This window comes from Streptomyces afghaniensis (genome assembly GCF_044327915.1).
In the GTDB taxonomy this organism is placed as follows: Bacteria; Actinomycetota; Actinomycetes; order Streptomycetales; family Streptomycetaceae; genus Streptomyces; species Streptomyces afghaniensis.
The window spans coordinates 52,979-75,843 of record NZ_JBIRGJ010000003.1; the positions used below are offsets into that span (position 1 = coordinate 52,979).

At 71.7% G+C, this 22,865-nt stretch carries 21 protein-coding genes; 12 read left to right on the forward strand and 9 right to left on the reverse strand.

What is annotated here, in order from left to right; all coding sequences use genetic code 11:
• The first annotated feature begins 352 nt into the window (after nt 1-352).
• Complete coding sequence (locus ACH4G3_RS10820; RefSeq protein WP_354737980.1) at nt 353-808, forward strand: PH domain-containing protein; 456 nt, start codon at nt 353-355, stop codon at nt 806-808.
• Nucleotides 805-2,148 carry a PH domain-containing protein gene (locus ACH4G3_RS10825; RefSeq protein ID WP_397624152.1) on the forward strand — a complete coding sequence of 448 codons (1,344 nt, stop codon included), beginning with the start codon at nt 805-807 and terminating at the stop codon, nt 2,146-2,148. Before ACH4G3_RS10820 ends, ACH4G3_RS10825 begins: the two co-directional genes overlap by 4 nt.
• Before the next feature lie 62 nt (nt 2,149-2,210).
• Here the strand turns inward: ACH4G3_RS10825 and ACH4G3_RS10830 are convergent, their stop codons facing one another.
• On the reverse strand, nt 2,211-3,410 hold the full coding sequence (locus tag ACH4G3_RS10830) for a hypothetical protein (RefSeq protein WP_397624153.1): 1,200 nt from the start codon (nt 3,408-3,410) through the stop codon (nt 2,211-2,213).
• A 133-nt stretch (nt 3,411-3,543) separates the two neighbouring features.
• The gene (locus tag ACH4G3_RS10835; protein ID WP_397624749.1) at nt 3,544-4,662 is read right to left on the reverse strand and encodes an alpha/beta hydrolase; all 1,119 of its coding nucleotides are present in this window, start codon (nt 4,660-4,662) and stop codon (nt 3,544-3,546) included.
• A 239-nt stretch (nt 4,663-4,901) separates the two neighbouring features.
• Here ACH4G3_RS10835 and ACH4G3_RS10840 point away from each other — a divergent pair, with 239 nt between their 5' ends.
• The 6 genes from ACH4G3_RS10840 to ACH4G3_RS10865 all read left to right on the forward strand — a co-directional run bounded on the left by ACH4G3_RS10840 (nt 4,902) and on the right by ACH4G3_RS10865 (nt 9,942).
• Nucleotides 4,902-6,746 carry a phosphatidylglycerol lysyltransferase domain-containing protein gene (locus tag ACH4G3_RS10840; RefSeq protein ID WP_397624154.1) on the forward strand — a complete coding sequence of 615 codons (1,845 nt, stop codon included), beginning with the start codon at nt 4,902-4,904 and terminating at the stop codon, nt 6,744-6,746.
• A gap of 62 nt (nt 6,747-6,808) precedes the next feature.
• Nucleotides 6,809-7,690 carry a dihydropteroate synthase gene (gene folP / locus ACH4G3_RS10845; RefSeq protein ID WP_397624155.1) on the forward strand — a complete coding sequence of 294 codons (882 nt, stop codon included), beginning with the start codon at nt 6,809-6,811 and terminating at the stop codon, nt 7,688-7,690.
• The gene (locus ACH4G3_RS10850; RefSeq protein WP_397624156.1) at nt 7,687-8,190 is read left to right on the forward strand and encodes a nuclear transport factor 2 family protein; all 504 of its coding nucleotides are present in this window, start codon (nt 7,687-7,689) and stop codon (nt 8,188-8,190) included. The genes folP and ACH4G3_RS10850 overlap by 4 nt, the downstream gene beginning before the upstream one ends.
• A gap of 236 nt (nt 8,191-8,426) precedes the next feature.
• Nucleotides 8,427-8,786 (forward strand): dihydroneopterin aldolase, encoded by a 360-nt coding sequence (gene folB, locus ACH4G3_RS10855; RefSeq protein ID WP_397624157.1) that lies wholly within the window; start codon nt 8,427-8,429, stop codon nt 8,784-8,786.
• Nucleotides 8,783-9,394, forward strand: a complete 612-nt coding sequence (gene folK / locus ACH4G3_RS10860) for a 2-amino-4-hydroxy-6-hydroxymethyldihydropteridine diphosphokinase (RefSeq protein ID WP_397624158.1) — start codon at nt 8,783-8,785, stop codon at nt 9,392-9,394. The genes folB and folK overlap by 4 nt, the downstream gene beginning before the upstream one ends.
• A gap of 59 nt (nt 9,395-9,453) precedes the next feature.
• Nucleotides 9,454-9,942, forward strand: coding sequence for a DUF3180 domain-containing protein (locus tag ACH4G3_RS10865; RefSeq protein ID WP_397624159.1), 489 nt, complete (start codon nt 9,454-9,456; stop codon nt 9,940-9,942).
• A gap of 9 nt (nt 9,943-9,951) precedes the next feature.
• Here ACH4G3_RS10865 and folE read toward each other — a convergent pair whose 3' ends face one another.
• The 6 genes from folE to dacB form a co-directional block, all read right to left on the reverse strand.
• A complete protein-coding gene (folE, locus tag ACH4G3_RS10870; protein WP_020270242.1) occupies nt 9,952-10,557 on the reverse strand; it encodes a GTP cyclohydrolase I FolE in 606 nt (201 codons plus the stop codon).
• Between the two features lie 128 nt (nt 10,558-10,685).
• Entirely contained in the window at nt 10,686-12,725 is a 2,040-nt protein-coding gene (ftsH, locus tag ACH4G3_RS10875) for an ATP-dependent zinc metalloprotease FtsH (RefSeq protein ID WP_397624160.1), read from the reverse strand.
• A 186-nt stretch (nt 12,726-12,911) separates the two neighbouring features.
• Complete coding sequence (hpt, locus tag ACH4G3_RS10880; protein WP_020270244.1) at nt 12,912-13,472, reverse strand: hypoxanthine phosphoribosyltransferase; 561 nt, start codon at nt 13,470-13,472, stop codon at nt 12,912-12,914.
• Nucleotides 13,473-13,532: 60 nt separating this feature from the next.
• Nucleotides 13,533-14,567 carry a tRNA lysidine(34) synthetase TilS gene (gene tilS / locus ACH4G3_RS10885; RefSeq protein ID WP_397624161.1) on the reverse strand — a complete coding sequence of 345 codons (1,035 nt, stop codon included), beginning with the start codon at nt 14,565-14,567 and terminating at the stop codon, nt 13,533-13,535.
• Nucleotides 14,568-14,763: 196 nt separating this feature from the next.
• The gene (locus ACH4G3_RS10890; RefSeq protein ID WP_397624162.1) at nt 14,764-15,891 is read right to left on the reverse strand and encodes a zinc-dependent metalloprotease; all 1,128 of its coding nucleotides are present in this window, start codon (nt 15,889-15,891) and stop codon (nt 14,764-14,766) included.
• Between the two features lie 223 nt (nt 15,892-16,114).
• Complete coding sequence (dacB, locus tag ACH4G3_RS10895; protein WP_397624163.1) at nt 16,115-17,695, reverse strand: D-alanyl-D-alanine carboxypeptidase/D-alanyl-D-alanine endopeptidase; 1,581 nt, start codon at nt 17,693-17,695, stop codon at nt 16,115-16,117.
• Nucleotides 17,696-17,774: 79 nt separating this feature from the next.
• Here dacB and ACH4G3_RS10900 point away from each other — a divergent pair, with 79 nt between their 5' ends.
• Together ACH4G3_RS10900 and ACH4G3_RS10905 are read left to right on the forward strand one after the other, a co-directional pair.
• Entirely contained in the window at nt 17,775-18,266 is a 492-nt protein-coding gene (locus ACH4G3_RS10900) for an inorganic diphosphatase (protein ID WP_031487466.1), read from the forward strand.
• 113 nt (nt 18,267-18,379) lie between these two features.
• Nucleotides 18,380-20,077 (forward strand): threonine/serine exporter family protein, encoded by a 1,698-nt coding sequence (locus tag ACH4G3_RS10905; protein WP_397624164.1) that lies wholly within the window; start codon nt 18,380-18,382, stop codon nt 20,075-20,077.
• Between the two features lie 57 nt (nt 20,078-20,134).
• Here ACH4G3_RS10905 and ACH4G3_RS10910 read toward each other — a convergent pair whose 3' ends face one another.
• Nucleotides 20,135-21,004, reverse strand: coding sequence for a DedA family protein (locus tag ACH4G3_RS10910; protein ID WP_397624165.1), 870 nt, complete (start codon nt 21,002-21,004; stop codon nt 20,135-20,137).
• 135 nt (nt 21,005-21,139) lie between these two features.
• Here ACH4G3_RS10910 and ACH4G3_RS10915 point away from each other — a divergent pair, with 135 nt between their 5' ends.
• Nucleotides 21,140-21,505, forward strand: coding sequence for a YbjQ family protein (locus ACH4G3_RS10915; RefSeq protein ID WP_306965027.1), 366 nt, complete (start codon nt 21,140-21,142; stop codon nt 21,503-21,505).
• 57 nt (nt 21,506-21,562) lie between these two features.
• The gene (locus tag ACH4G3_RS10920) at nt 21,563-22,849 is read left to right on the forward strand and encodes an ion channel protein (protein ID WP_397624166.1); all 1,287 of its coding nucleotides are present in this window, start codon (nt 21,563-21,565) and stop codon (nt 22,847-22,849) included.
• Nucleotides 22,850-22,865: the final 16 nt, after the last annotated feature.

Consider the following 22,865-nt stretch of genomic DNA (forward strand, 5'->3'; position numbering starts at 1 on the left):
CGCGGGGGCCACGCAGGGCGCCGTCGAGGCAGCGGGCGCCACCGAGACACCCGGCGCAGCGGATACACAGGGCGCCGCCGAGGCCGCAGGCGCGGCCAAGACACCGGGCGCCGCAGAGGCGCAGAGCGCGCTGCCGGCAGAGGGCGCGGAGGCCACGCAGGACGCCGCCAAGACAGCAGGCGCCGCCAGAACACCGGACGCCGCGGACACGCACAGCGCCACCACGACACCGGGCGCCGCCAAAACACCAGGCGCGGCCGAGACGCGGAGTGCCGTCGGCGCACCAGGCTCCGTCGGCACACCGGGCGCAGCCAAGACTCAGGACGCCGCGGAGGCCGTCGACGGCGAGCCGGTGTGGATCGCGTTGCCGCCCGGGCTGCTGAAGATGCGGCGGTTGCTGCTGGTGGTGTGGCTGGGGCTGATCAGCCTGGCCGCCGGGCTGGTGCCGGGCCTGCTGGCCGGGCCCGCCTGGGCCGCCTTCGCGCTGCCGCCACTCGCGCTGATGGCCTGGGGCTGGGTGATGACCGGCCGCAACTGGCGCTCCTGGCGGTACGCCGAGCGCGCCGACGACCTGCTGATCAGCCGCGGTGTGCTGTGGCGCGAGGAGACGGTCGTGCCGTACGGGCGGATGCAGCTCGTCGAGGTCACCTCCGGGCCCGTGGAGCGGCACTTCGGGCTGGCCAGCGTGCAGCTGCACACGGCCGCCGCCGCGACCGACGCGACCATCCCGGGCCTGGACCCGGCCGAGGCCGAACGGCTGCGCGACCGGCTCACCGAGCTGGGCGAGGCCCGATCGGCGGGGCTGTGACAGCGCCCGACGCCGCCGAGGCCACTGAGTCCGCCGCCGCCGGGAACGGCATCGCCGAGCGGCGGCTGCACCCCGTCACACCGCTGAGGCGGGCCTGGGCGCCGGTCGCCGTGGTGATCGGCTGGGCGGTGCACGACCCCGACGGGGCGCAGCGCCATCTGACGCGGCTGGACACGACCACGCTGCTGATCGGCCTCGCCGTGATCCTCCCGGCCGCGGCGCTGTACGGCTTCTGCTCCTGGTGGTTCACGCACTTCGCGGTGACCGAGACCGAACTGCGCATCCGCACCGGCGTCGTCTTCCGCCGCACCGCGCACATCAGGCTGGAGCGGATCCAGGCCATCGACGTCACCCAGCCGCTGCTCGCGCGGGTCGCGGGCGTCGCCAAGCTCAGACTCGACGTCATAGGCACCGACAAGAAGGACGAGCTGGCCTTCCTGGGCGCGGACGAGGCGGGTGCGCTGCGGGCCGAACTGCTCGCCCGGGCGGCGGGATTCGCGCCCGAGACCGCGCACGAGGTCGGGGAGGCGCCGTCCCGGCAGATGCTGCGGGTGCCGCCCGGCGTCCTCGCCGTGTCGCTGCTGCTGAGCGGGGCGACCTGGGGGTCGCTGGCCGCGGCGCTCGTCGTGCCGCCGGTGCTGTGGCTGGCCACGGAGAGCGTGTGGACGGTCCTGGCCGTCGCCCTGCCGCTGCTGGGCGCGGCTGGCGCGAGCAGCGTGGGGCGGTTCGTCGGCGAGTACGACTGGACGGTGGCCGAGTCCCCCGACGGGCTGCGCATCGACCACGGCCTGCTGGACCGGGCCCATGAGACCGTGCCGCCGGGGCGGGTGCAGACCGTGCGGATCGTGGAGCCGCTGCTGTGGCGGCGGCGCGGCTGGGTGCGCGTGGAGCTGGACGTGGCGGGCTCCTCCAACTCCGTGCTGGTTCCGGTCGCTCCGCGCGAGATCGCGGAGGTCGTCGTCGCGCGCGTGCTGCCCGGGGTGACCGTGCCGGAGCGGGCGGCCCTGTCGCCGTCGCCGCGCCGCGCCCGGTGGTGCGTGCCGGTGTGGTGGCGCGGGTACGGGCTCGCCGTCACGGACGCGGTGTTCGCGGCGCGCTCCGGGCTGCTGCGGCGGAGCCTGGCGCTGGTGCCGCACGCGAAGGTGCAGAGCGTACGGATGACGCAGGGGCCGTGGGAGCGGGCCCGGGGCGTGGCCGACGTGTGTGTGGACACGGGCGCGAACAAGACGGTGCGGGCACGGCTGCGGGACGCGACGGAGGCACGCGAGCTGCTGGCGGCACAGGCGGAGCGGTCACGGACGGGGCGCAGGGACGCGCGGCCGGACCGCTGGATGGCGTGACGCCCACACTGCCGAAAAGGCCCCCCGGCTGCGGCCGGGGGGCCTTTTCGGCAGTGTGGGCGTCAGGAAACCGCGCTCCGCAGCCCCTGCACGTCGATCTGCTCCGTCTCGTCGTGCGCCGTCAGGTCGATGACCTGGCCGATTCCGCGCGACTCCTCGTCCGCGGGCTTGTACCCGGCCTCCGCCTCGGCCTTGTGCAGCGCGAGGGCCTCCTGGCCGACGACATCGGCCAGGTCCTCGTTCTGCACGGCCTCCAGGGCGGCCCGTGACGTCTCGTGCTTGGTGCCGAAGAAGTCGAACCCGCCTTCGGAGACGGGGCGCCGCACCGGCGTCTGCGGTGCCACGGCCACAGCGGTGGGCACGGTGTAGTGACCTGAAGAGGCAGGCTGCGCAAGCCGCTCGGCCTCGGCCCCGGCCGCCGCGGCGGAGGGGCCGGCGGTGGCGCGCGCGTGCCCGGCGACCGCATCGGACTGTCCCTGCGCCTCGTTCTCCGTGTCGTCGTTCGGCTGCTCCCGCTGGCCGTCCTTCCGGTCGTCCCCCGCGGGCTCCGCGTCGTCGCCCTTCGGTACGCCGTCGCCGTCGCCGCCCCCGTCCGGGTCCGGGGCCGAGTCGCTGTCGAGCCGGGCGAGCGCCACCGCGGCACGCAGGAACAGCCGGGAGCCCTCCGGTGAGAACACCGCGGGAATCGCCGTCTGCTCCTCGACGGCGAGGCCCTCGGCCCCGGCGGCGGCAGCCGCCTCGTCAACCTCCGCCGGAGCGGCCGCGGTCGGGTCCGCCCCCGCGGGCAGCGCGGCCCGTACCGGAGCCGTCGCCTCGATCTCGAGCACCCGGCGTTCCTCCAGGACGCTCGCGCGCTCGGTCTCGGCAGTGGCGTACCGGCGCAGCAGAGAGGCGTGCTCGTTGCGCAGCCCGGCCAGTTCCGTGCGCTTGGCCCGCAGCCGCTGCTCCAGCTTCGCGCGCAGCTCGCGGGACTCCTCGAGGTCGGCCTCCAGTTCGGCGACCCGCTCCTCGAAGCGCCACTCGTCGCTCGCCCGCCCGCGCGTGAGGTCGGCGACGCGTTTGCCCGCCTGGATGTCCCAGCGGCGGAGCACGACCGCGCCGACGACCGCCGTCGCCGCGGCGGCCGCGGCCAGACCGCGGAGCACCGTCGGCTCCGTGAACACCCAGGGCCCCAGGGCGCAGACGAGGGAGACGCCTGCGATCGCCGACGGGGGCAGCAGCCTGTGCAAGGGCGGGGAATGGCGATGACGTCCACGTGGCATGGCCAGAAACTTACCGCGCGTAGGCGAATCTTGGTGACCCACCCCGCAAAAACAAAGCCACCGAAGCGTTCACACGGCACCGGAACTCGGGAAGGAGCGGAATCGAGCCTTCACCCAATTCCCAAGATCATTTTCAACGGCCGTTCAGCCGCTCGCCCATCCACTCCAGCGTCGCCGGAATCTCGCGCCGCCAGGTGTTGAAGTTGTGCCCGCCGCTTTCCAGGATGATCGACGAGATCCGCGTCCGCCCGGTGGCCTCCACCCGTTCTATGAACCGCATCGTGTCCTTGTAGTTGGACTCGCCCGACCTGCTGCTGGTGACGAGAAGTGAAGTGTCGGGAGCGGGCCTCTGCTTGAGGTACCACCACAGGTCGGCGCGATTGCGCAGCCCCTTGTCGCCCTGGAAGAGATCGCCCGTGGTGGCGTCGATCGGCGCCTTGTAGTACGCGGACAAGCCGGCCCCGGCGCCATACACACCGGGATGGTGCATGGCGATCTTCAAGGCGCAGTAGCCGCCCGTCGAGTTGCCGATGATGCCCAGCCCGCCCGGCTTTTCGGCCACCCGGTAGTGCGTGCGCAACGCGTCGGGCAGATCCCTGGCGAAGAACGACTCGGTCTGCGGACCGCCCGGGACGTCCACGCACTCCGTGTCCCGGGGCGGCGCCACCGTGGGCCGCAGCATCACGAGGATCATCGGCCGCATCCGGCCCGCCCGGGCCAGTTCCAGTGCCGTGCGCGGGTAGTGGAGCTTCTCCACCAGCGCCGACGCCGTGCCCGGGTAACCGGTCAGCACGACGGCCGCGGGGAACGTACGGGTGCGGTAACGCGGCTGAAAGTACTCCGGCGGCAGATAGACGTACGCGGGCGTGGCGATGTGCGTCGTACGGCCCACGATGTCGATCTGCTGGATCCGGCCGCCCGCCCGGGCACTCACCCCGGCCGCCCCCGGCACCCGGCGCGAGCCGACCACCTCCAACGGGCCGTCGCCGGGCGTGTGGTCGACGACCACGCCCTGGTCCTTCTCCTGCCCGAACAGGTCCGCCCAGCTCGCGTAGAAACCGAAGGACTGGTTGGCGGCGAGCCCCACCGCGGCGAACAGCGCCACCTGTGTGGCGAGCAGCAGGCCGACCCGCCCGCCCACCGCCCGCAGGCTCCGCCGGGCCAGGCGCGGCCACAGCCAGACCGTGCCGGCGAACAGCAGCACGGCGGACAGTACCGCCAGCACCAGCACCTTGTTGCTCGTGAGACCCAGACCCATCGGTGGTTACCTGTCCGCGCTTCCCGTCCGGGGGCCTCCCTGCGCGCACACTTTCGCGAGGGCTTGTCCCGGACTTTCCTTTGCCTTTGAAACGGCTTTGACGACGGGAGTGAACCTCTTCCCCCGAGACACCGTCCTAGAGGGCGCAATGTCGCCGGATGCCCGAATCGGCACCGGATCCAAGGTCTCTCGCAGAACTACGGGATGCGATGTCTGTCAGGACAGATGAGGAAATGTCGGGTGAGGTTCCGAGTCGTGGCGGCGCCACGGCGGGAACCGGCCGGATGAACCGCGTGCGCCACCTGCTGCGCGGACCACGCCCCGAGGCCGTCCCCCTCCTGGTCGGCAGAGCCTGCGCCCTGGTGGGCGTCCTGGACATCGCCGCGGGCGTCTTCCCGCGCTTCCGGCACAGCCGTATGCACGCCATCGCCGAGGTGCTGCCCGGCGCGCTCGGCCCGTTCGCGGCCGCCCTGTCCCTCAGCACCGGCGTGCTGTTGCTGCTCCTCGCCCACGGCCTCAAGCGCGGCAAGCGCCGGGCCTGGCGGGCCGCCGTGGCCCTGCTGCCGGCCGGTGCCGTCGCGCAGTTCACGTACCGGCACTCGATCGTGGGCGTGCTGATCTCCCTGGCCCTGCTGGCACCGCTGCTGCGCCACCGCGACCAGTTCGACGCCCTGCCCGACCCGCGCAGCCGCTGGCGGGCGCTGGCCAACTTCGTGCTGATGAGCGCCGGTTCGCTGCTGCTCGGCCTGCTCATCGTCAGCGTCCACACCGAGCGCATGGTCGGCGACCCCAGCATGGCCGACCGCATCACCCACGTCATCTACGGCCTGTTCGGCTTCGAGGGCCCGGTCGACTACCAGGGCAACACCTCCTGGACCGTCGCCTTCTCGCTCGGCGCCCTCGGGCTGCTCACCGCCGTCACCACCATCTACCTGGCCTTCCGCCCCGAACACCCGGCCGCACACCTCACCGAGGAGGACGAGACCAAGCTGCGCGCCCTGCTGGCCAAGCACGGCGGCCGCGACTCCCTCGGCCACTTCGCGCTCCGCCGCGACAAGGCCGTCGTCTTCTCCCCCAGCGGCAAGGCGGCCGTGACGTACCGCGTGGTCTCCGGCGTGATGCTCGCCAGCGGCGACCCGATCGGCGACGTCGAGGCCTGGCCCGGCGCCATCGAACGGTTCATGGACGAGGCCAAGGCCCACTCCTGGACACCGGCCGTGATGGGCTGCTCCGAGACCGGCGGCGAGGTCTGGACCCGCGAGACCGGGCTCGACGCCCTCGAACTGGGCGACGAGGCGGTGGTGGACGTCGCGGATTTCTCCCTCGCCGGCCGCGCGATGCGCAACGTGCGCCAGATGGTCAAACGCATCGAGCGCGCCGGTTACGAAACCCGGGTACGACGTGTCCGTGACCTCGGCGACGCCGAGCTGGAACGCATCCGCCGCGCCGCCGACGACTGGCGCGGCACCGACACCGAGCGCGGCTTCTCCATGGCCCTGGGCCGCGTCGGCGACCCCGCCGACGGTGACTGCCTCATCGCCACCGCCCACAAGCAGGACGACCACCCCGGCCCCTACGGCGACCTGAAGGCGATCCTGCACTTCGTGCCCTGGGGCACCGACGGCGCCTCCCTCGACCTCATGCGCCGCGACCGCTCGGCCGACCCCGGCATGAACGAACTGCTCATCGTGGCCGCCCTCCAGGCCGCCCCCAGGTTCGGCATCGCGCGCGTCTCCCTCAACTTCGCCATGTTCCGCTCTGCGCTCGCCCGCGGCGAGAAGATCGGCGCCGGCCCGGTGCTGCGCGCCTGGCGCGGGCTGCTGGTGTTCCTCTCCCGCTGGTTCCAGATCGAGTCGCTGTACAAGTTCAACGCCAAGTTCCAGCCGCGCTGGGAGCCCCGCTTCGTCGTCTACCGGGCCTCCGCCGACCTGCCCCGCATCGGCTTCGCCGCCATGCAGGCCGAGGGCTTCGTCAACCTGGCGCTGCCGCTGCCGCGTTTCCTGCGCCGCCGTCGCCCGGCCGGCCGCCGCCCGTGCGCCCACGGCACGACGACGGAACGGAGCGTCAGAGCGGCGTGACCCGCCGGGACCGACCCGGGCCGCAGCGCCTGGCGGCCGTCCCCTGGGCCTACGCTGAACATATGAGCAACCAGAGCGGACGCGGGCGCGTGGCGGGCCTACCGGAATGGGACCGCTGCGCGGTCATGGGAGTCGTGAACGTCACCCCCGACTCCTTCTCCGACGGCGGCCGCTTCTTCGACACCACGACCGCCGTCAAGCACGGCCTCGACCTGGTCTCCGAGGGGGCGGACCTGGTCGACGTCGGCGGCGAGTCGACCCGCCCCGGCGCCACCCGGGTGGACGAGGCCGAGGAACTCCGCCGCGTCGTCCCCGTCGTGCGCGGCCTGGCCTCCGAGGGCGTCACCGTCTCGGTCGACACCATGCGCGCCTCCGTCGCCGAACGGGCCCTCGCGGCCGGGGCCGCCCTCGTCAACGACGTCAGCGGCGGCCTCGCCGACCCCCGCATGATCCCGGCCGTCGCCGACGCCGGGGCCCCCTTCGTCGTCATGCACTGGCGCGGCTTCCTCCAGGGCGGCAACGTCCGCGGCGAGTACGCCGACGTCGTCACCGAGGTCGTCGACGAACTGCACGCGCGCGTGGAGGCCGTCCTGGCGGGCGGCATCGCCCCCGACCGCGTCGTCGTCGACCCGGGCCTCGGCTTCTCCAAGGACGCCGAGCACGACCTCGCGCTCCTCGCCGGCCTCGACCGGGTCCTCGCCCTCGGCCACCCACTGCTCGTCGCCGCCTCCCGCAAACGCTTCCTCGGCCGGATCCTGGCCGGCCCGGACGGCCCGCCACCGCCCGCACGCGAACGTGACGCCGCCACCGCGGCCGTCTCCGCGCTCGCGGCGCACGCCGGCGCGTGGGCGGTGCGCGTGCACGAGGTACGCGCCACGTCGGACGCGGTACGCGTCGCCCGCGCCATCGCAGCGGCACGCACCGGCGCAGAAGGAACCCGGTGAGCGCCCCGCACACCGACGTCGAGCAGGTCGAGGCCGCCAACACCGCCTTCTACGAGGCACTGGAACAGGGCGACTTCGAGGAACTGGCGTCGCTCTGGCTGACCCCCGCCGACCTGGGCGTCGACGAGACGTACCACGACCCGGCCGACAGCGGCGTGGTCTCCTGCGTGCACCCCGGCTGGCCCGTGCTCACCGGGCGCGGCGAGGTGCTCCGGTCGTACGCGCTGATCATGGCGAACACCGACTACATCCAGTTCTTCCTGACCGACGTGCACGTCTCCGTCACCGGCGACACCGCCCTGGTGACCTGCACGGAGAACATCCTCAGCGGCGGCCCCGCCCCCAAGGGCGACGAGGAGCTCGGTCCGCTCGTCGGCCAGCTCGTGGTCGCCACGAACGTGTTCCGGCGCACGCCCGCGGGGTGGAAACTCTGGTCGCACCACGCTTCCCCCGTTCTGGCCGAAAACGACGAGGACGAGCAGGACGACACCCCCGAGTGAGTGGGTACGCGCCAGGAAGTGGTTGGAATCACGGACCCGCGGGTATGGGCGGCTACCAGCCCGTGAGCCGCCGGGTTCTCCAGGGGAAACACCGGGTGAATCCTGCCGGGTCCCGTCCGGGCCCACGCCCCCGAGGCCTGGCCCCGCCCAGGCTCGCAGGTAGATTCGACTGAGGCCGGTGGCCGCCCGCACACGGCACGGACCGGCCGGCACCGACGATTGCAGGAGTGATTCGCGTGGATCGTGTCGCGCTGCGCGGCCTGAAGGCCCGCGGGCACCACGGGGTGTTCCCGAGGGAACGCGAGGAGGGCCAGACCTTCGTCGTGGACCTCGTCCTCGGCCTGGACACCCGGCCGGCCGCGGCCGACGACGACCTGGCGAAGACCGTGCACTACGGCATCGTGGCCGAGGAGGTCGTGGCCGTCGTCCAGGGCGAGCCCGTCAACCTCATCGAGACGCTCGCCGAGCGCATCGCCCAGGTATGTCTGAAGCACGAGGGGGTTCACGAGGTCGAGGTCTGCGTCCACAAGCCGGATGCCCCGATCACCGTCCCCTTCGACGACGTGACCGTCACCATCACCCGGAGCCGAGTATGACTGCACCCTTCCTCAAGGGTCCCAGCGACCCGACCGTACAGCCGGTACCGGCCTCCGTCGTCGACAAGGTCGACGCCGCCGACACCACGCTCAGCAATCCGAAACGGGCTGTGGTCGCCCTCGGCTCCAACCTCGGCAACCGCCTGGAAACCCTGCAGGGCGCCATCGACGCCCTGGAGGACACCCCCGGCGTCCGCATCAAGGCCGTCTCCCCCGTCTACGAGACCGAGCCCTGGGGCGTGGAGCCCGGCAGCCAGCCCGCCTACTTCAACGCGGTCGTCGTGCTGAAGACCACCCTGCCGCCGTCCTCGCTGCTGGAGCGCGCGCACGCGGTCGAGGAGGCCTTCCACCGCGTGCGGGACGAGCACTGGGGCCCGCGCACCCTGGACGTCGACATCGTCTCCTACGCCGACGTCATCTCCGACGACCCGCAGCTCACCCTCCCCCACCCCCGCGCCCACGAGCGCGCCTTCGTCCTGGCCCCCTGGCACGACCTGGACCCCGAGGCGCAGCTGCCCGGCCGCGGCCCCGTCGCCGGTCTGCTGGACTCCGTCACCCGCGAGGGCGTGGCGCCGCGCACGGACCTGGAACTCCGGCTGCCCGAGTAGCCGTTAAGGTCGAGACGGCCGCACAACCGGGCCGGAGCCGGGGGAACCGAAGGGACACTGTGAAAGAGCTGCGCATCAGGGTGCTGGCCGGCGTCTTCGTCGTGGCAGGGGTGCTGTCCTGGGCGGGCGCCCGCCTGTGGAACTCGGTCGGGACCCTGCCGAGCGTCCCCCTGGCCGCCCCCATCGTCCTGGCCCTCATCGCCGTGGTCCTGCTGGCCACGGCGCTCTCGCTGCGCGCCCGGCTGAAGGCCCAGCGCGAGCGTCAGCCCGACGCCAAGGGCGTCGACCCCATGATGGCGGCCCGCGCGGTCGTCTTCGGCCAGGCCAGCGCCCTGGTCGCCGCCCTGGTCTCCGGCATGTACGGCGGCACCGGCGTCTTCCTGCTGGAGTCCCTCGACATCCCCGCCCGCCGCGACCAGGCCATCTACGCCGGCTTCTCCGTCCTCGCGGGCATCGGCGTCATAGCGGCAGCCATCTTCCTGGAGCGCGTCTGCAAGCTCCCGGACGACGACGAACACGAGGGCACGGGGGCGGCCCCGACCGTGTGACGTGAGGCGTCAGCGCGCCATGATGAGGCTCATGGCCTCGTTCCGCGTCGCCGCGTCCCGCAGCTGCCCCCGCACGGCCGACGTCAGCGTCTTGGCGCCGGGCTTGCGTATCCCGCGCATCGACATGCACATGTGCTCGCACTCCACGACCACGATGACGCCACGCGGTTCCAGGATCTCCATCAGCGAGTCCGCGATCTGCGTGGTGAGTCGTTCCTGCACCTGCGGACGCCGGGCGTAGACGTCCACGAGCCGGGCCAGCTTGGACAGCCCGGTGATCTTTCCGCTGTGGGCTGGGATGTACCCGACGTGGGCGACGCCCCGGAACGGCACCAGATGGTGTTCACAGGTCGAGTACACCTCGATGTCCTTCACGAGGACCATCTCGTCGTGACCGATGTCGAACGTCGTCGTCAGCACGTCCTCGGGCTTCTGCCACAGCCCCGCGAATATCTCCCTGTACGCCCGCGCCACCCGCGCCGGAGTCTCCCGGAGCCCCTCGCGGTCAGGGTCCTCGCCGACCGCGATCAGCAGCTCCCGTACGGCGTTCTCGGCCCGCTTCTCGTCGAACTCGCCGATCTGGCCCTCGCCGTCCAGCATCACGGGGTCGGTCATCTGGTGCCTCGTTCCTGTGTCCATCACGGGGCGGCCCGCACAAATGGCGGAAAGCCGCGCCCCCCAGGCTAAAACCTGGGGGGCGCGGCATCCATTCCGGGCCCGGTGGGCCACCGGGAGAGCGGTGATCAGCTCTCGGGGCGGTCCTCCGGGGCTCGCTCGGGCGCCGGGGCGGGCTCCGCCGCGGTGCTCTTCGCGGTGGTGATGGCCGGCGTCGCGCCGTTCGCCCCGTTCGTCAGGGCCAGCTCCTTGGGGGAGAGGACCGGCGGGCGGGTGGACGGCGTACGGCGGGAGGAGCCGGTCCAGGCGGGCCGCGGCGGGCGCTTGACGATGGGGGCGAAGATCTCGGCGATCTCCTCCTTGCCCAGCGTCTCCTTCTCCAGCAGCTGCAGCACGAGGTTGTCGAGGACGTCGCGGTTCTCGACCAGGATCTCCCAGGCCTCGTTGTGCGCGGTCTCGATGAGCTTCTTGACCTCTTCGTCGACCAGCGCGGCGACCTCTTCCGAGTAGTCGCGCTGGTGAGACATCTCACGTCCGAGGAAGGGCTCGGTGTTGTCGCCGCCGAACTTGATCGCGCCGAGACGCTCGGTCATGCCGTACTGCGTGACCATCGCCCGGGCCAGGCCCGTGGCCTTCTCGATGTCGTTGGCGGCACCCGTCGTCGGGTCGTGGAAGACGAGCTCCTCGGCCGCGCGGCCGCCCAGCATGTAAGCCAGCTGGTCCAGCATCTCGTTGCGCGTGGTCGAGTACTTGTCCTCGTCCGGCAGCACCATCGTGTAGCCGAGGGCGCGGCCTCTCGACAGGATCGTGATCTTGTGGACGGGATCGGAGTTCGGCGAGGCCGCCGCGACCAGGGCGTGTCCGCCCTCGTGGTACGCGGTGATCTTCTTCTCCTTGTCCGACATGATCCGGGTCCGCTTCTGCGGGCCCGCGACCACACGGTCGATCGCCTCGTCCAGCATGTGGTTGTCGATCAGCTTCTGGTCGCTGCGGGCCGTCAGCAGGGCGGCCTCGTTCAGCACGTTGGCCAGATCGGCACCCGTCATACCGGGCGTACGGCGGGCGACGGCCGACAGGTCGACGTCCGGAGCGACCGGCTTGCCCTTCTGGTGAACCTTCAGGATCTCCAGACGGCCCTGCATGTCCGGGCGGTCGACGGCGATCTGCCGGTCGAAACGGCCGGGGCGCAGCAGCGCCGGGTCGAGGATGTCGGGCCGGTTCGTCGCGGCGATGAGGATCACGCCGCCCTTGACGTCGAAGCCGTCCATCTCGACGAGCAGCTGGTTCAGCGTCTGCTCGCGCTCGTCGTGACCACCGCCGAGGCCGGCGCCGCGGTGGCGGCCGACCGCGTCGATCTCGTCGACGAAGACGATCGCCGGGGCGTTCGCCTTGGCCTGCTCGAACAGGTCACGGACCCGGGAGGCACCGACACCGACGAACATCTCGACGAAGTCGGAACCGGAGATCGAGTAGAACGGCACCCCGGCCTCGCCCGCGACGGCACGCGCGAGCAGCGTCTTGCCGGTACCGGGCGGGCCGTACAGCAGCACGCCCTTGGGGATCTTGGCGCCGACGGCCTGGAACTTGGCCGGCTCCTGGAGGAACTCCTTGATCTCGTGGAGCTCCTCGACGGCCTCGTCCGAGCCGGCGACGTCCGAGAACGTCGTCTTCGGGGTGTCCTTGGTGATGAGCTTGGCCTTGGACTTCCCGAAGTTCATGACCCGGGAGCCGCCGCCCTGCATCTGATTCATCAGGAACAGGAAGACGACGACGATGAGGACGAAGGGGAGCAGCGAGAGCAGGATCCCGACGAACGGGTTCTGCTTGGACGGCGAGACCGTGTAGCCGTCCGGGATCTGCTTGTCCTGGAACTTCGCCTGGAGCGTGTTGGCAATCGTCACGCCCTGGTCGCCGATATAGCTCGCCTGGATCTTCGAGCTGCCCTCGATCTTTACGCCGTCCTTGAGCGACGCCTTGATGGTCTGCTCGTCGCCGGTGGTCAGTTTGGCCGACTCGACCCTGTTGTCATTGATCGCCTGGACGACCTGGCCGGTGTCCACCGTCTTGTAGCCGCCGGACGAGCCGACGACCTGCATCAACACGACCACGGCAAGGACGGCCAGCACGATCCACATGACCGGCCCACGGAAGTATCGCTTCACGTCCATCCATACGGAGCGGTGCCGCCCCGTCCCTCCTGCCATAGTGAGTTTGATAAAGGCTGTTCTTCGGACGGTACCCCAGCATTGTCACCTGAAGCCGCGCGGGACGACTGGCGATCCGTCTACGCATGCTCCAACGGCGGGAAGCCCGCCGGGGTTCCCGATCACCGTCACGGCACCCCGGCCGGAGTTTCAGCCGCCGTACACGTGGGGCGCGAGCGTACCGACGAACGGGAGGTTGCGGTACTTCTCCGCGTAGTCGAGCCCGTATCCGACGACGAATTCGTTGGGGATGTCGAACCCGACCCATTCCACGTCGATGGCGACCTTCGCGGCCTCGGGCTTGCGCAGCAGCGTGCACACCTTGAGGGAGGCGGGCTCGCGCGAGCCGAGGTTGGAGATCAGCCAGGACAGGGTCAGGCCGGAGTCGATGATGTCCTCGACGATGAGGACGTGCTTGCCCTTGATGTCGGTGTCGAGGTCCTTGAGGATCCGCACCACACCGGAGGACTGGGTGCCCGCCCCGTACGAGGATACGGCCATCCAGTCCATGGTGAGGGGGGTGGACAGCGCCCGGGCGAGATCGGCCATGACCATCACCGCGCCCTTGAGGACGCCGACGATCAGCAGGTCCTTGCCCGCGTACTCCGCGTCGATCTTCGCGGCCAGCTCGGCCAGCTTGGCGTCGATCTCTTCCTTGGTGATGAGTACCTGCTGAAGGTCGGCACCCATGTCTTTCGCGTCCACCCGCATCACTTTCGGTCGTCCCTGACTGAGCGGCCCCTCCACCGACTGCTCGGAGGGGGACGTGATTCAGCCTTGCCGAATCACCAGTCTGCCACCCTGCCGCCGGGCCATGACCTTGCCGGGGAGGTTGATGGCTCCCTGACCGCGCCAGCCGGTGATCAACCGGTCGACTTCCTCGAGGTGCCGGGCGAACAGCGAACCGGCCGGGGCACCGGCTGCGATGGCGGCCCGGCGCAGCACTCGGCGGCGTACGGCGGGCGGCAGGGCGTAGAGCTTCGCGCACTCCAGTTGCCCGGCGGCGTCGCGGACGGTGGCCTCGGCCTGGGTGGCCCAGGAGTCGAGGGCGTCGGCGTCGTCGCGGGAGAGCTGGGCCGTACGGGCCAGGGCCTCGACGACGCCCTTGCCGAGGGCCTTCTCCAGTGCGGGCAGGCCCTCGTGGCGCAGCCGGGAGCGGGTGTAGGCCGGGTCGGCGTTGTGGGGGTCGTCCCAGACGGGCAGGGACTGGACCATGCAGGCCTTGCGGGCGGTCTGCCGGTCGAGTTCCAGGAAGGGCCGCCGGTAACGGCCGCCGGCCCCCGAGACCGCGGCCATGCCGGAGAGGGAGCGGATGCCGGAGCCCCGGGCGAGGCCCAGCAGTACGGTTTCGGCCTGGTCGTCCCGGGTGTGGCCGAGCAGGACCGCGGCGGCGCCGTGGCGTTCGGCGGCGGTGTCGAGTGCGGCGTAGCGGGCGTCACGGGCGGCGGCTTCGGGGCCGCCCTCGCGGCCGACGGTCACGGCGACGGAGTCGACGGGGTCGAGGCCGAGTTCGCGCAGGCGCTGGACGACTTCCGCAGCCCGTACGTCGGAGCCGGGCTGCAGGCCGTGGTCGACGGTCACGCCGCCGGCTCTGATGCCGAGTTTGGGGGACTCGAAGGCGAGGGCGGAGGCGAGGGCCATGGAGTCGGCGCCGCCGGAGCATGCCACGAGCACGAGCGGCGGGGGCGGCGGCTCGTGCGAGGGGGCGTGCGGGAGTGCGGCGGCGGTGCGGTGTTCGGTGAGCAGGTCGTGGAGGACGCGGCGGACCGCCAGGCGTATCGCCGCGACCGCAGGATGGGGACCCATGTCCGGTTCCCTTCATGAAGTTTTCGGGGGGTGAACCCGAGTGTCGGTCACGCAGAGTGTGTAGATGGTGACAGAACCGGGCCGTTCCCCGAGCATTGCACGCCTACCCCTCGCTCACGGTCCCTCGGACGGGTGATTGGAGGGGCGTTCGCCTGCCGTCGGCCCGTTTCCTTTCACGACTTCCCGCCGTAGTTCACTACTCGGCCCTGCGGTGCATCCGCGCGATCCAGTCCGCCGGTTTGGCGATCTCCGTCTTGGTGGGGAGGGTGTTGGGCGAGGTCCACACGCGGTTGAAGCCGTCCATGCCGACCTCGTCGACGACGGCCCGTACGAAGCGTTCGCCGTCCCGGTACTGGCGGAGCTTGGCGTCCAGGCCGAGCAGCTTGCGCAGGGCCAGGTCCAGGCGGGAGGCGCCCTTGGCGCGGCGCTGCTGGAACTTCTCGCGGATCTCCCCGACGGTCGGCACGACGTCCGGTCCGACGCCGTCCATCACGAAGTCGGCGTGGCCCTCCAGCAGGGACATCACGGCCGTGAGGCGACCGAGGATCTCGCGCTGGGCGGGCGTCTGCACGATCTCGACGAGGGAGCGGCCGCCGTCGTCCTCCTCGGCCTCGGGGCGGCCCCCGGCGAGGCTCTGGGCGGCCTCCCGTACGCGTTCCAGGACGGTCATGGGGTCGACGTCGGTCTCGGCCAGGAAGGACTGGATCTCGCCCTCCAGGTGGTCGCGCAGCCAGGGCACGGCCGTGAACTGCGTGCGGTGCGTCTCCTCGTGCAGGCACACCCAGAGCCTGAAGTCGTGCGGGTCGACGTCGAGTTCCCGCTCCACGTGCACGATGTTCGGGGCGACGAGCAGGAGCCGGCCGCCGCCGTTCTCCCCGGCCGGGAGCTGGCGCGTGGCCGGGGCGAAGGTCTCGTACTGGCCGAGGACGCGGGAGGCCAGGAAGGACAGGAGCATGCCGAGCTCCACGCCGGTGACCTTGCCGCCGACGGCGCTCATGACCGCGCCGCCGGGGGTGTTGCCGCGCCGGTCCTGCATCTTGTCGAGCAGGGGCTTCAGCAGTTCCCGGAAGCCGGCGACGTTCGCCCGGATCCAGCCCGGGCGGTCGACGACCAGGACGGGGGTGTCGTGGCCCTCCTCCGTGCCCAGACGAGTGAAGCCCCGGACGTGTCCCTCCGATGCCTTGGCATGCCGGCGCAGCTCCGCGACGACGGCCCGGGCCTCGTCGCGGCTGACGTCGGGGCCCGGCCGCACGAGCCGGGTCGCGGTCGCGACCGCGAGGTTCCAGTCGACCATGCCGGTTGAAGCACCACCGATGCTCGTCATGCGTCAACCGTACGTGAGCGCTGGCCGCTGGGGCAGGGCGGCGAGGGGGTGGTGGAACTCGGGGTGCGATTTGGGTGGCGGTGTTGCAGCCGGCGTGCTGAGTCGGCAAGGGCTGGGGTCCGTTTGCCGGGTACTCGGCGTTGTCGGCCGTGCCCACCCGTTCCGCCCCAGCGGAACGACTGCCCACGGCTGGGCGGAACGGCTCCCCACGGCCAGGCGGTCGTTACCGGCAGCCGCAGGACGCCAGTGTCGTCGCCGCCCTGTCCAGGGCCGTCTGGGCCGCTGCCGGGTCGGTCGTGTTGTTGGCCATGAAGGCGAAAGCCAGCAGGCGGCCGTCCTGGTCGACGACCGTGCCCGCGAGGGTGTTCACGCCGGTCAGGGTGCCTGTCTTGGCGCGGACGACGCCGGCTGCGCCGTCCGTGTAGCGGGTGGTCAGGGTGCCGGTGAAGCCGGCCACGGGGAGGCCGGTGAGGGCCGGGCGGAGTTCGGGGTGGGCGGGGTCGGCCGCCTTGGCCAGGAGGGCCGTGAGGAGGCCGGCCGTCAGGCGGTCGGCGCGGTTCAGGCCGCTGCCGTCCTTGAAGGCCGCCCCCTTGAGGGGCAGGCCGAGCTTGCGGAGCTGCGCGTTGATCGCCTGGTCGGCGCCGGCGAAGTCGGCCCGGTGGCCGGTGGCGATCGCCGTCTGGCGGGCGAGGGCCTCGGCGATGTCGTTGTCGCTGTTGGTCAGCATCCGTTCGACGAGGGCCGAAAGCGGGGGCGAGTCCACCGTGGCCAGGGTCTTCGCGCGGGACGTGGCCTTCGACAGCCCGGGGGACGTGGCCTTGATGCCGCGGGACCTCAGCAGGTCCCCGAAGCGGCGGGCCGCGTCCCCGGCCGGGTCGGTCACGCGGGCGACCGGGCCGCTGGTCGAGTCGTCCGTGCGGCCCTCGTCCACCATCAGAGGGCTGACGAGGGCGAGATTGGGGTTGACCCCGATCGGGTGCTTCTGGGTGCCCGCGTAGCGGGTCGTGTCGTAGGAGAGCGTCACGTCACGGATGCCGCGCTGGGCCAGGGCGGCGGCCGTCTGGTCGGCCAGGAGGCGCAGACCGGCCGAGCCGTCGGAGGCCTCGCGGGCCGTGAGGGTGGGGTCGCCGCCGCCGACCAGGACGACTTCCTGCGTGTCGGGTTCCAGCGCGGCACGGGTGGTGAGGCGGTGGTCGGCGCCCATCGCGGACAGCGCGGCGACGGCCGTGGCGATCTTCGTCGTCGAGGCCGGGGTGAGCGGGGCGTCCGGGTCCGTGCCGTACAGGCGCCTGCCGGTCGTGACGTCCACGACAGCCGCTGCCGGCCGGGCGCCGAGCGCCGGGTCCTTCAGCAGGGGCGTGAGGGTCTTCGCGAGGGCCTTGCCGTCCGGGGCGGACTTCACGGTGCTGACGCCGCCGAGGCCGGTCAGCACGGGCCCGGCGCTGGGGGCGGGCCGGGGCTGCGCGGGCGCGCCGGGGACGCGGCCGTGATCTGTGCCACCCGCGCGGCCCAGGGCCACGGCACGGTCCCGCTCGGCCGTACGCTGACCCGAGGAGTCCCAGGGGCCGGCGGCGGTCACCACACCGGCGGCCAGTGCCAGGCCGGCGGTGGCGGCGCCCGCGGTGTAGTGCCAGGTCTTCGGCCGTGTGACCCGCGCGACCTGCGGTTTTCCGGCTCGGGCGAGCCGCGCGATCCGTGGTTTCGCGGTCGCGGCGGCCCTGGCCAGGCGCGGTCGTAGGGCCTGCGCGATCCGCACCGCGTGCGGCCTCGCGGCCCGCCAAGGACGCAGCTCCGGCACGACCACCAGCCCCTTTCGCGATCACACACCTGCGTGAGGGACACTTAACCACCAGAACTATGTGTTGATCATGGAGGAGCCACCGGTGGAGTTCGACGTCACGATCGAGATTCCGAAGGGTTCGCGCAACAAGTACGAGGTGGACCACGAGACCGGTCGTATCCGCCTGGACCGGCGACTCTTCACCTCGACCGCCTACCCGACCGACTACGGCTTCGTCGAGAACACCCTCGGCGAGGACGGCGACCCGCTGGACGCGCTGGTCATCCTGGACGAGCCGACGTTCCCGGGCTGCCTCATCAAGTGCCGGGCGATCGGCATGTTCCGGATGACGGACGAGGCCGGTGGCGACGACAAGCTGCTGTGCGTGCCGGCCACGGACCCGCGTGTGGAGCACCTGCGGGACATCCACCACGTCTCGGAGTTCGACCGCCTGGAGATCCAGCACTTCTTCGAGGTCTACAAGGACCTGGAGCCCGGGAAGTCGGTCGAGGGCGCCGACTGGGTGGGCCGCACCGAGGCCGAGGCCGAGATCGAGCGGTCGTACAAGCGCTTCAAGGACCAGGGCGGTCACTGACCCTTCTGATGCTCACGGGCCGTACGCCTGCGCGTGCGGCCCGTTCGCCTGTATGTGCGCATACTGAGGCTGGGGGTACTGAGGCTTACGTGTCGTACAGGGAGCGCCAGGCAGTGACGGACGCGGAGGACCGCAAGCCGAAGTCGGACGAGGCGAGGAGCGCGTTCCTGCCTCCGGCCGGGGCCGCCGTCGACGGGGACATGTCGACGACGTCGGAGTTCGCGATCCCCGAGGGCCTTGCCGTGCCCAAGGTGACCGGTACGGAGTCCGAGGTGACGTCCGAGTTCGCCCTGCCGGAAGGGCTGGACGTCTCGCATGCGCCGGCGGCGGATCCGGAGGGGTCGGCGTTCACGCCGCCGAGCACCTACAGCTCGAAGCACGCACCGTCGGCGTTCACCCCGCCGACCGGGATCCCCGTGGTCAGCCTGACCAAGGACGTGCCCTGGCAGGACCGGATGCGCACCATGCTGCGCATGCCGGTGGCGGAGCGGCCGGCGCCGGAGCCGAGTCAGCGCGGTGGCGACGACTCGGGGCCCGCTGTGCCGCGCGTGCTCGACCTGACGCTGCGTATCGGCGAGTTGCTGCTGGCGGGCGGTGAGGGCGCCGAGGACGTGGAGGCGGCCATGTTCGCCGTCTGCCGGTCGTACGGCCTGGACCGCTGCGAGCCCAACGTCACCTTCACGCTGCTGGCGATCTCCTACCAGCCGTCGCTCGTCGACGACCCGGTCACGGCGTCGCGGACCGTGCGCCGCCGGGGCACCGACTACACGCGGCTGGCGGCCGTGTACCAACTGGTGGACGACCTCAGCGACGACGAGACGGCGGTCTCCCTGGAGGAGGCCTACCGGCGGCTCGCCGAGATCCGCCGTAACCGGCACCCCTACCCCGGCTGGGCGCTGACCGGCGCGAGCGGGCTGCTGGCGGGTGCGGCCTCCGTGCTCGTCGGCGGTGATCTGATCGTGTTCGTCGCCGCCGCGCTGGGCGCGATGCTCGGCGACCGGCTGGCGTGGCTGTGCGCGGGACGCGGGCTGCCGGAGTTCTACCAGTTCACGGTGGCCGCGACGCCGCCGGCCGCGATCGGGGTCGCGCTGACCCTCGGCCACGTGGACGTGAAGGCCTCCGCGGTCATCACCGGTGGGCTGTTCGCGCTGCTGCCCGGTCGGGCGCTGGTGGCGGGGGTGCAGGACGGGCTGACCGGCTTTTACATCACCGCGGCCGCGCGTCTGCTGGAGGTCCTGTACTTCTTCGTGGGCATCGTCGCGGGTGTGCTGATGGTGCTGTACTTCGGCGTGCAGCTGGGGGCCCGGCTGAATCCGGACGCGGCGCTCGGGGTCTCCGACGAGCCGGCGCTGCTGATCGGTGCGTCGATGCTGTTGTCGCTGGCGTTCGCGGTGCTGCTTCAGCAGGAACGATCCACCGTGGTGTGGGTGACGCTGAACGGTGGTGTCGCCTGGATCGTGTTCGGGGCGATGCACTATGCCGGGGACATCTCGCCGGTGGCGTCCACGGCTGCGGCCGCGGGGCTGGTGGGGTTGTTCGGGCAGTTGCTGTCCCGGTACCAGTTCGCTTCGGCTCTGCCGTACACGACCGCGGCGATCGGGCCGTTGCTGCCGGGTTCCGCGACGTACTTCGGGCTGCTCGCGATCGCGCAGAACAAGGTGGACGCGGGCCTGGTGTCGCTGTCCAAGGCGGTGGCCCTGGCCATGGCGATCGCCATCGGGGTGAATCTGGGGTCCGAGATCTCGCGGATGTTCCTGCGGATCGGTTCCGCCGAGAAGCGGCGGGCCGCCAAGCGGACCAGGGGTTTCTAGCGCCCGTTGCCCAGGGGCTCGGGGCTTTCCGGTCCGTCAGCGGCCGCGGGTCGTCTGTCAGTAACCCCCGTTGTAGGGCTGCTGGCCCCCGCCCTGCTGCGTGCCGTACGGCTGCTGCTGGCCATAGCCGGGGGCCTGGGGGTACTGGCCGTAGTACTGCTGGTCGTTGTAACCGTTCGGGCTGCCGTACGGGGGCTGCTGCGGCTGCTGGTGGGGCTGGCCGTCCGGGGTGATGCGGCGGAGCTGGGTCGTCGCGTCGTCCATGACGGGGGGATGCGGCTGGGCCGCAGGGGCATCGGCCGCGGCGCGCTTCTTCTTGGAGCGGTCGCGGAGGTACTCGATGATGATCGGGACGACCGAGAGCAGGACGATCAGGATGAGGATCGACTCGACGTTCTTCTTGATGAAGTCGATCTGGCCCAGCCAGTAACCCGCGAGGGTGACGCCGGTGCCCCAGGCGATGCCGCCGACGACGTTGTACGTGAGGAACGTGCGGTACTTCATGCGGCCGGCGCCGGCGACGATGGGGGCGAAGGTGCGCACGATCGGGACGAAGCGGGCCAGGACGATCGCCTTGGGGCCGTACTTCTCCATGAACTCGTGGGCCTTGTCCAGGTTCTCCTGCTTGAAGAGCTTGGAGTTGGGACGGTTGAAGAGCTTCGGGCCCAGGAACTTGCCGATCATGTAGCCCACTTGGTCGCCGATGACGGCGGCGAGCACGATCAGCGTGCAGACCAGCCACAGCGGCTGGCTGATGTACGTGCCCTCGGCGACGAAGAGGCCCGCTGTGAACAGCAGGGAGTCGCCGGGCAGGAACGCGAAGAGACCGGACTCCGCGAAGACGATGAGCAGGATGCCCGGCAGGCTGAACGTCGAGATCAGGTAGTCCGGGCTGAGCCACTCGGGGCCGAGCGCAAGCGTGGTCACGGGGATGTGGCTCCTGCTGCTGGGGGTACGGGCTGGGGGCTGACTGCTTCAAAGTATCAACGCAGCCGTCATGGCCCAGGTTCCATGGGCGTACTCAGGATGCACCGTGAGCGGTCCCGGTCAAAGCTGTGAACCATGGGCATCGATGAATACGGCGGCGGACAGGGCCCTCAACCCGACGTCCTCGTCGTCACCACGAACGACGTACCCGGCCACCGCGTGCAGGAGGTGCTCGGCGAGGTCTTCGGACTGACCGTGCGCTCCCGGCACCTGGGGAGCCAGATCGGCGCCGGACTGAAGTCGATGGTCGGCGGCGAGCTGCGCGGGCTCACCAAGACGCTCGTGCAGACTCGCAACCAGGCCATGGAGCGACTCGTCGAACAGGCACGCGCACGTGGAGCCAACGGTGTGCTCGCGTTCCGCTTCGACGTGACGGAGGCGGCGGACGTGGGCACCGAGGTGTGCGCCTACGGCACGGCGGTGGTCCTGGCCCGGGAGTGAGTCCCCGGCGGGGGCGTGTTTCCGTTTTGTTCCGTTTAAGCCCCTTATCGTGTGCCCGTGGTCCAGGACACCGAGCAGCAGGCGCCCTCCGTCACTCCGTCGACCCCCGCGCGCGTGCTGCTGCCGTCGATCCTGCCCGCGGTGGCCGTCGGCGTGATGTCCAGCCTGCTCCTGGTGGGGGTGGAGGTCGCCGCCGAGGGGCTTCAGGGCGTGCTGTGGGAGACCGTGCCGGACGCACTGGGCGTCGGCCGGTACTCCGTGGCGTGGATGTTCGTGGTGCTCGTCGCGACCGGTGTCGCCGTCGGCCTTGTGGTGTGGAAGGTGCCGGGGCACGCCGGACCGGATCCGGCGACCGTGGGGCTGGACGCGCCGGTCCTGCCGCCCGTCGTGCTGCCCGGGCTGCTGCTGGCGGCGGCGCTGATGCTGGCCGGCGGGCCGAGCCTCGGCCCGGAGAACCCGATCATCGCCGTGAACGTCGGCCTGGCGGTCTGGCTGGGTGCAAAGGCCATCCCCCGGGCCCCGGGCCGGATCTGGCCGGCGCTGGCGGAGGCGGCGACACTCGGCGCCCTGTTCGGCACGCCCGTGGGGGCCGCCCTCGTCATCTCCGAGGTACTGGCCCGGCAGGAGACGCGCGGCCTGCTCTGGGACAACCTCTTCGCGCCGCTGACCGCCGCCGTGGCCGGTGCCCTGACGGCCACGCTCATCGACCGCCCGAGCTTCGACCTGGACCTGCCGTCCGTCGGCCGGCCGGGCTGGGCGGACCTGCTGGCGGCCGTCGTGGTCGCCGCGGCGGGCGCGCTGCTCGGCATGTGCGCCGTGCGTGCGCTCCCGTACGTCCACGGGGTCTTCCGCCGGCTGCGGCACCCGATGCTGATGCTCCCGGCGGGCGGGGCCGTGCTGGGCGCTCTCGCGGCCCTGGGCGGCCATCTGACGCTGTTCAAGGGGCTCGACGAGGTCGCCGAGCTGGCGCACGACCCGGACGGCTGGTCGGCCGGGGAGTTCGCCGTCATGACGGTGGTGAAGCTGGCCGCGCTGCTCGTCGCCGCGTCCTGCGGTTTCCGCGGCGGGCGCATCTTCCCGGTGGTGTTCGCCGGCACCGCCCTCGGTCTGTGCGCGCACGCCCTGGTGTCCGGAGTGCATCCGTCGGTGGGGGTGTCCGCCGGTGTGCTCGGGATGCTGCTGGCGATCACCCGGCAGGGCTGGATCAGCCTGTTCGTCGCCGCGGTGCTGATCGACTCGCCGGGGATCCTCGTCCTGCTCTGCGTCGCCTCGCTGCCGGCCTGGCTGCTGGTGACGGGCCGGCCCCAGATGCAGCTCCGGCCGGACGGGACGCCGGTCCGATGACCCCACGCCTCCCCCG

Bases quoted from the DNA above. Each gene is read 5' to 3' on its own strand.
- ACH4G3_RS10830 (WP_397624153.1), bottom strand. From the start codon at position 3,410: ATGCCACGTGGACGTCATCGCCATTCCCCGCCCTTGCACAGGCTGCTG.
- ACH4G3_RS10840 (WP_397624154.1), top strand. From the start codon at position 4,902: ATGTCGGGTGAGGTTCCGAGTCGTGGCGGCGCCACGGCGGGAACCGGC.
- folP (WP_397624155.1), top strand. From the start codon at position 6,809: ATGAGCAACCAGAGCGGACGCGGGCGCGTGGCGGGCCTACCGGAATGG.
- folK (WP_397624158.1), top strand. From the start codon at position 8,783: ATGACTGCACCCTTCCTCAAGGGTCCCAGCGACCCGACCGTACAGCCG.
- folE (WP_020270242.1), bottom strand. From the start codon at position 10,557: ATGACCGACCCCGTGATGCTGGACGGCGAGGGCCAGATCGGCGAGTTC.
- ftsH (WP_397624160.1), bottom strand. From the start codon at position 12,725: ATGGACGTGAAGCGATACTTCCGTGGGCCGGTCATGTGGATCGTGCTG.
- hpt (WP_020270244.1), bottom strand. From the start codon at position 13,472: ATGCGGGTGGACGCGAAAGACATGGGTGCCGACCTTCAGCAGGTACTC.
- tilS (WP_397624161.1), bottom strand. From the start codon at position 14,567: ATGGGTCCCCATCCTGCGGTCGCGGCGATACGCCTGGCGGTCCGCCGC.
- ACH4G3_RS10890 (WP_397624162.1), bottom strand. From the start codon at position 15,891: ATGACGAGCATCGGTGGTGCTTCAACCGGCATGGTCGACTGGAACCTC.
- ACH4G3_RS10915 (WP_306965027.1), top strand. From the start codon at position 21,140: ATGGGCATCGATGAATACGGCGGCGGACAGGGCCCTCAACCCGACGTC.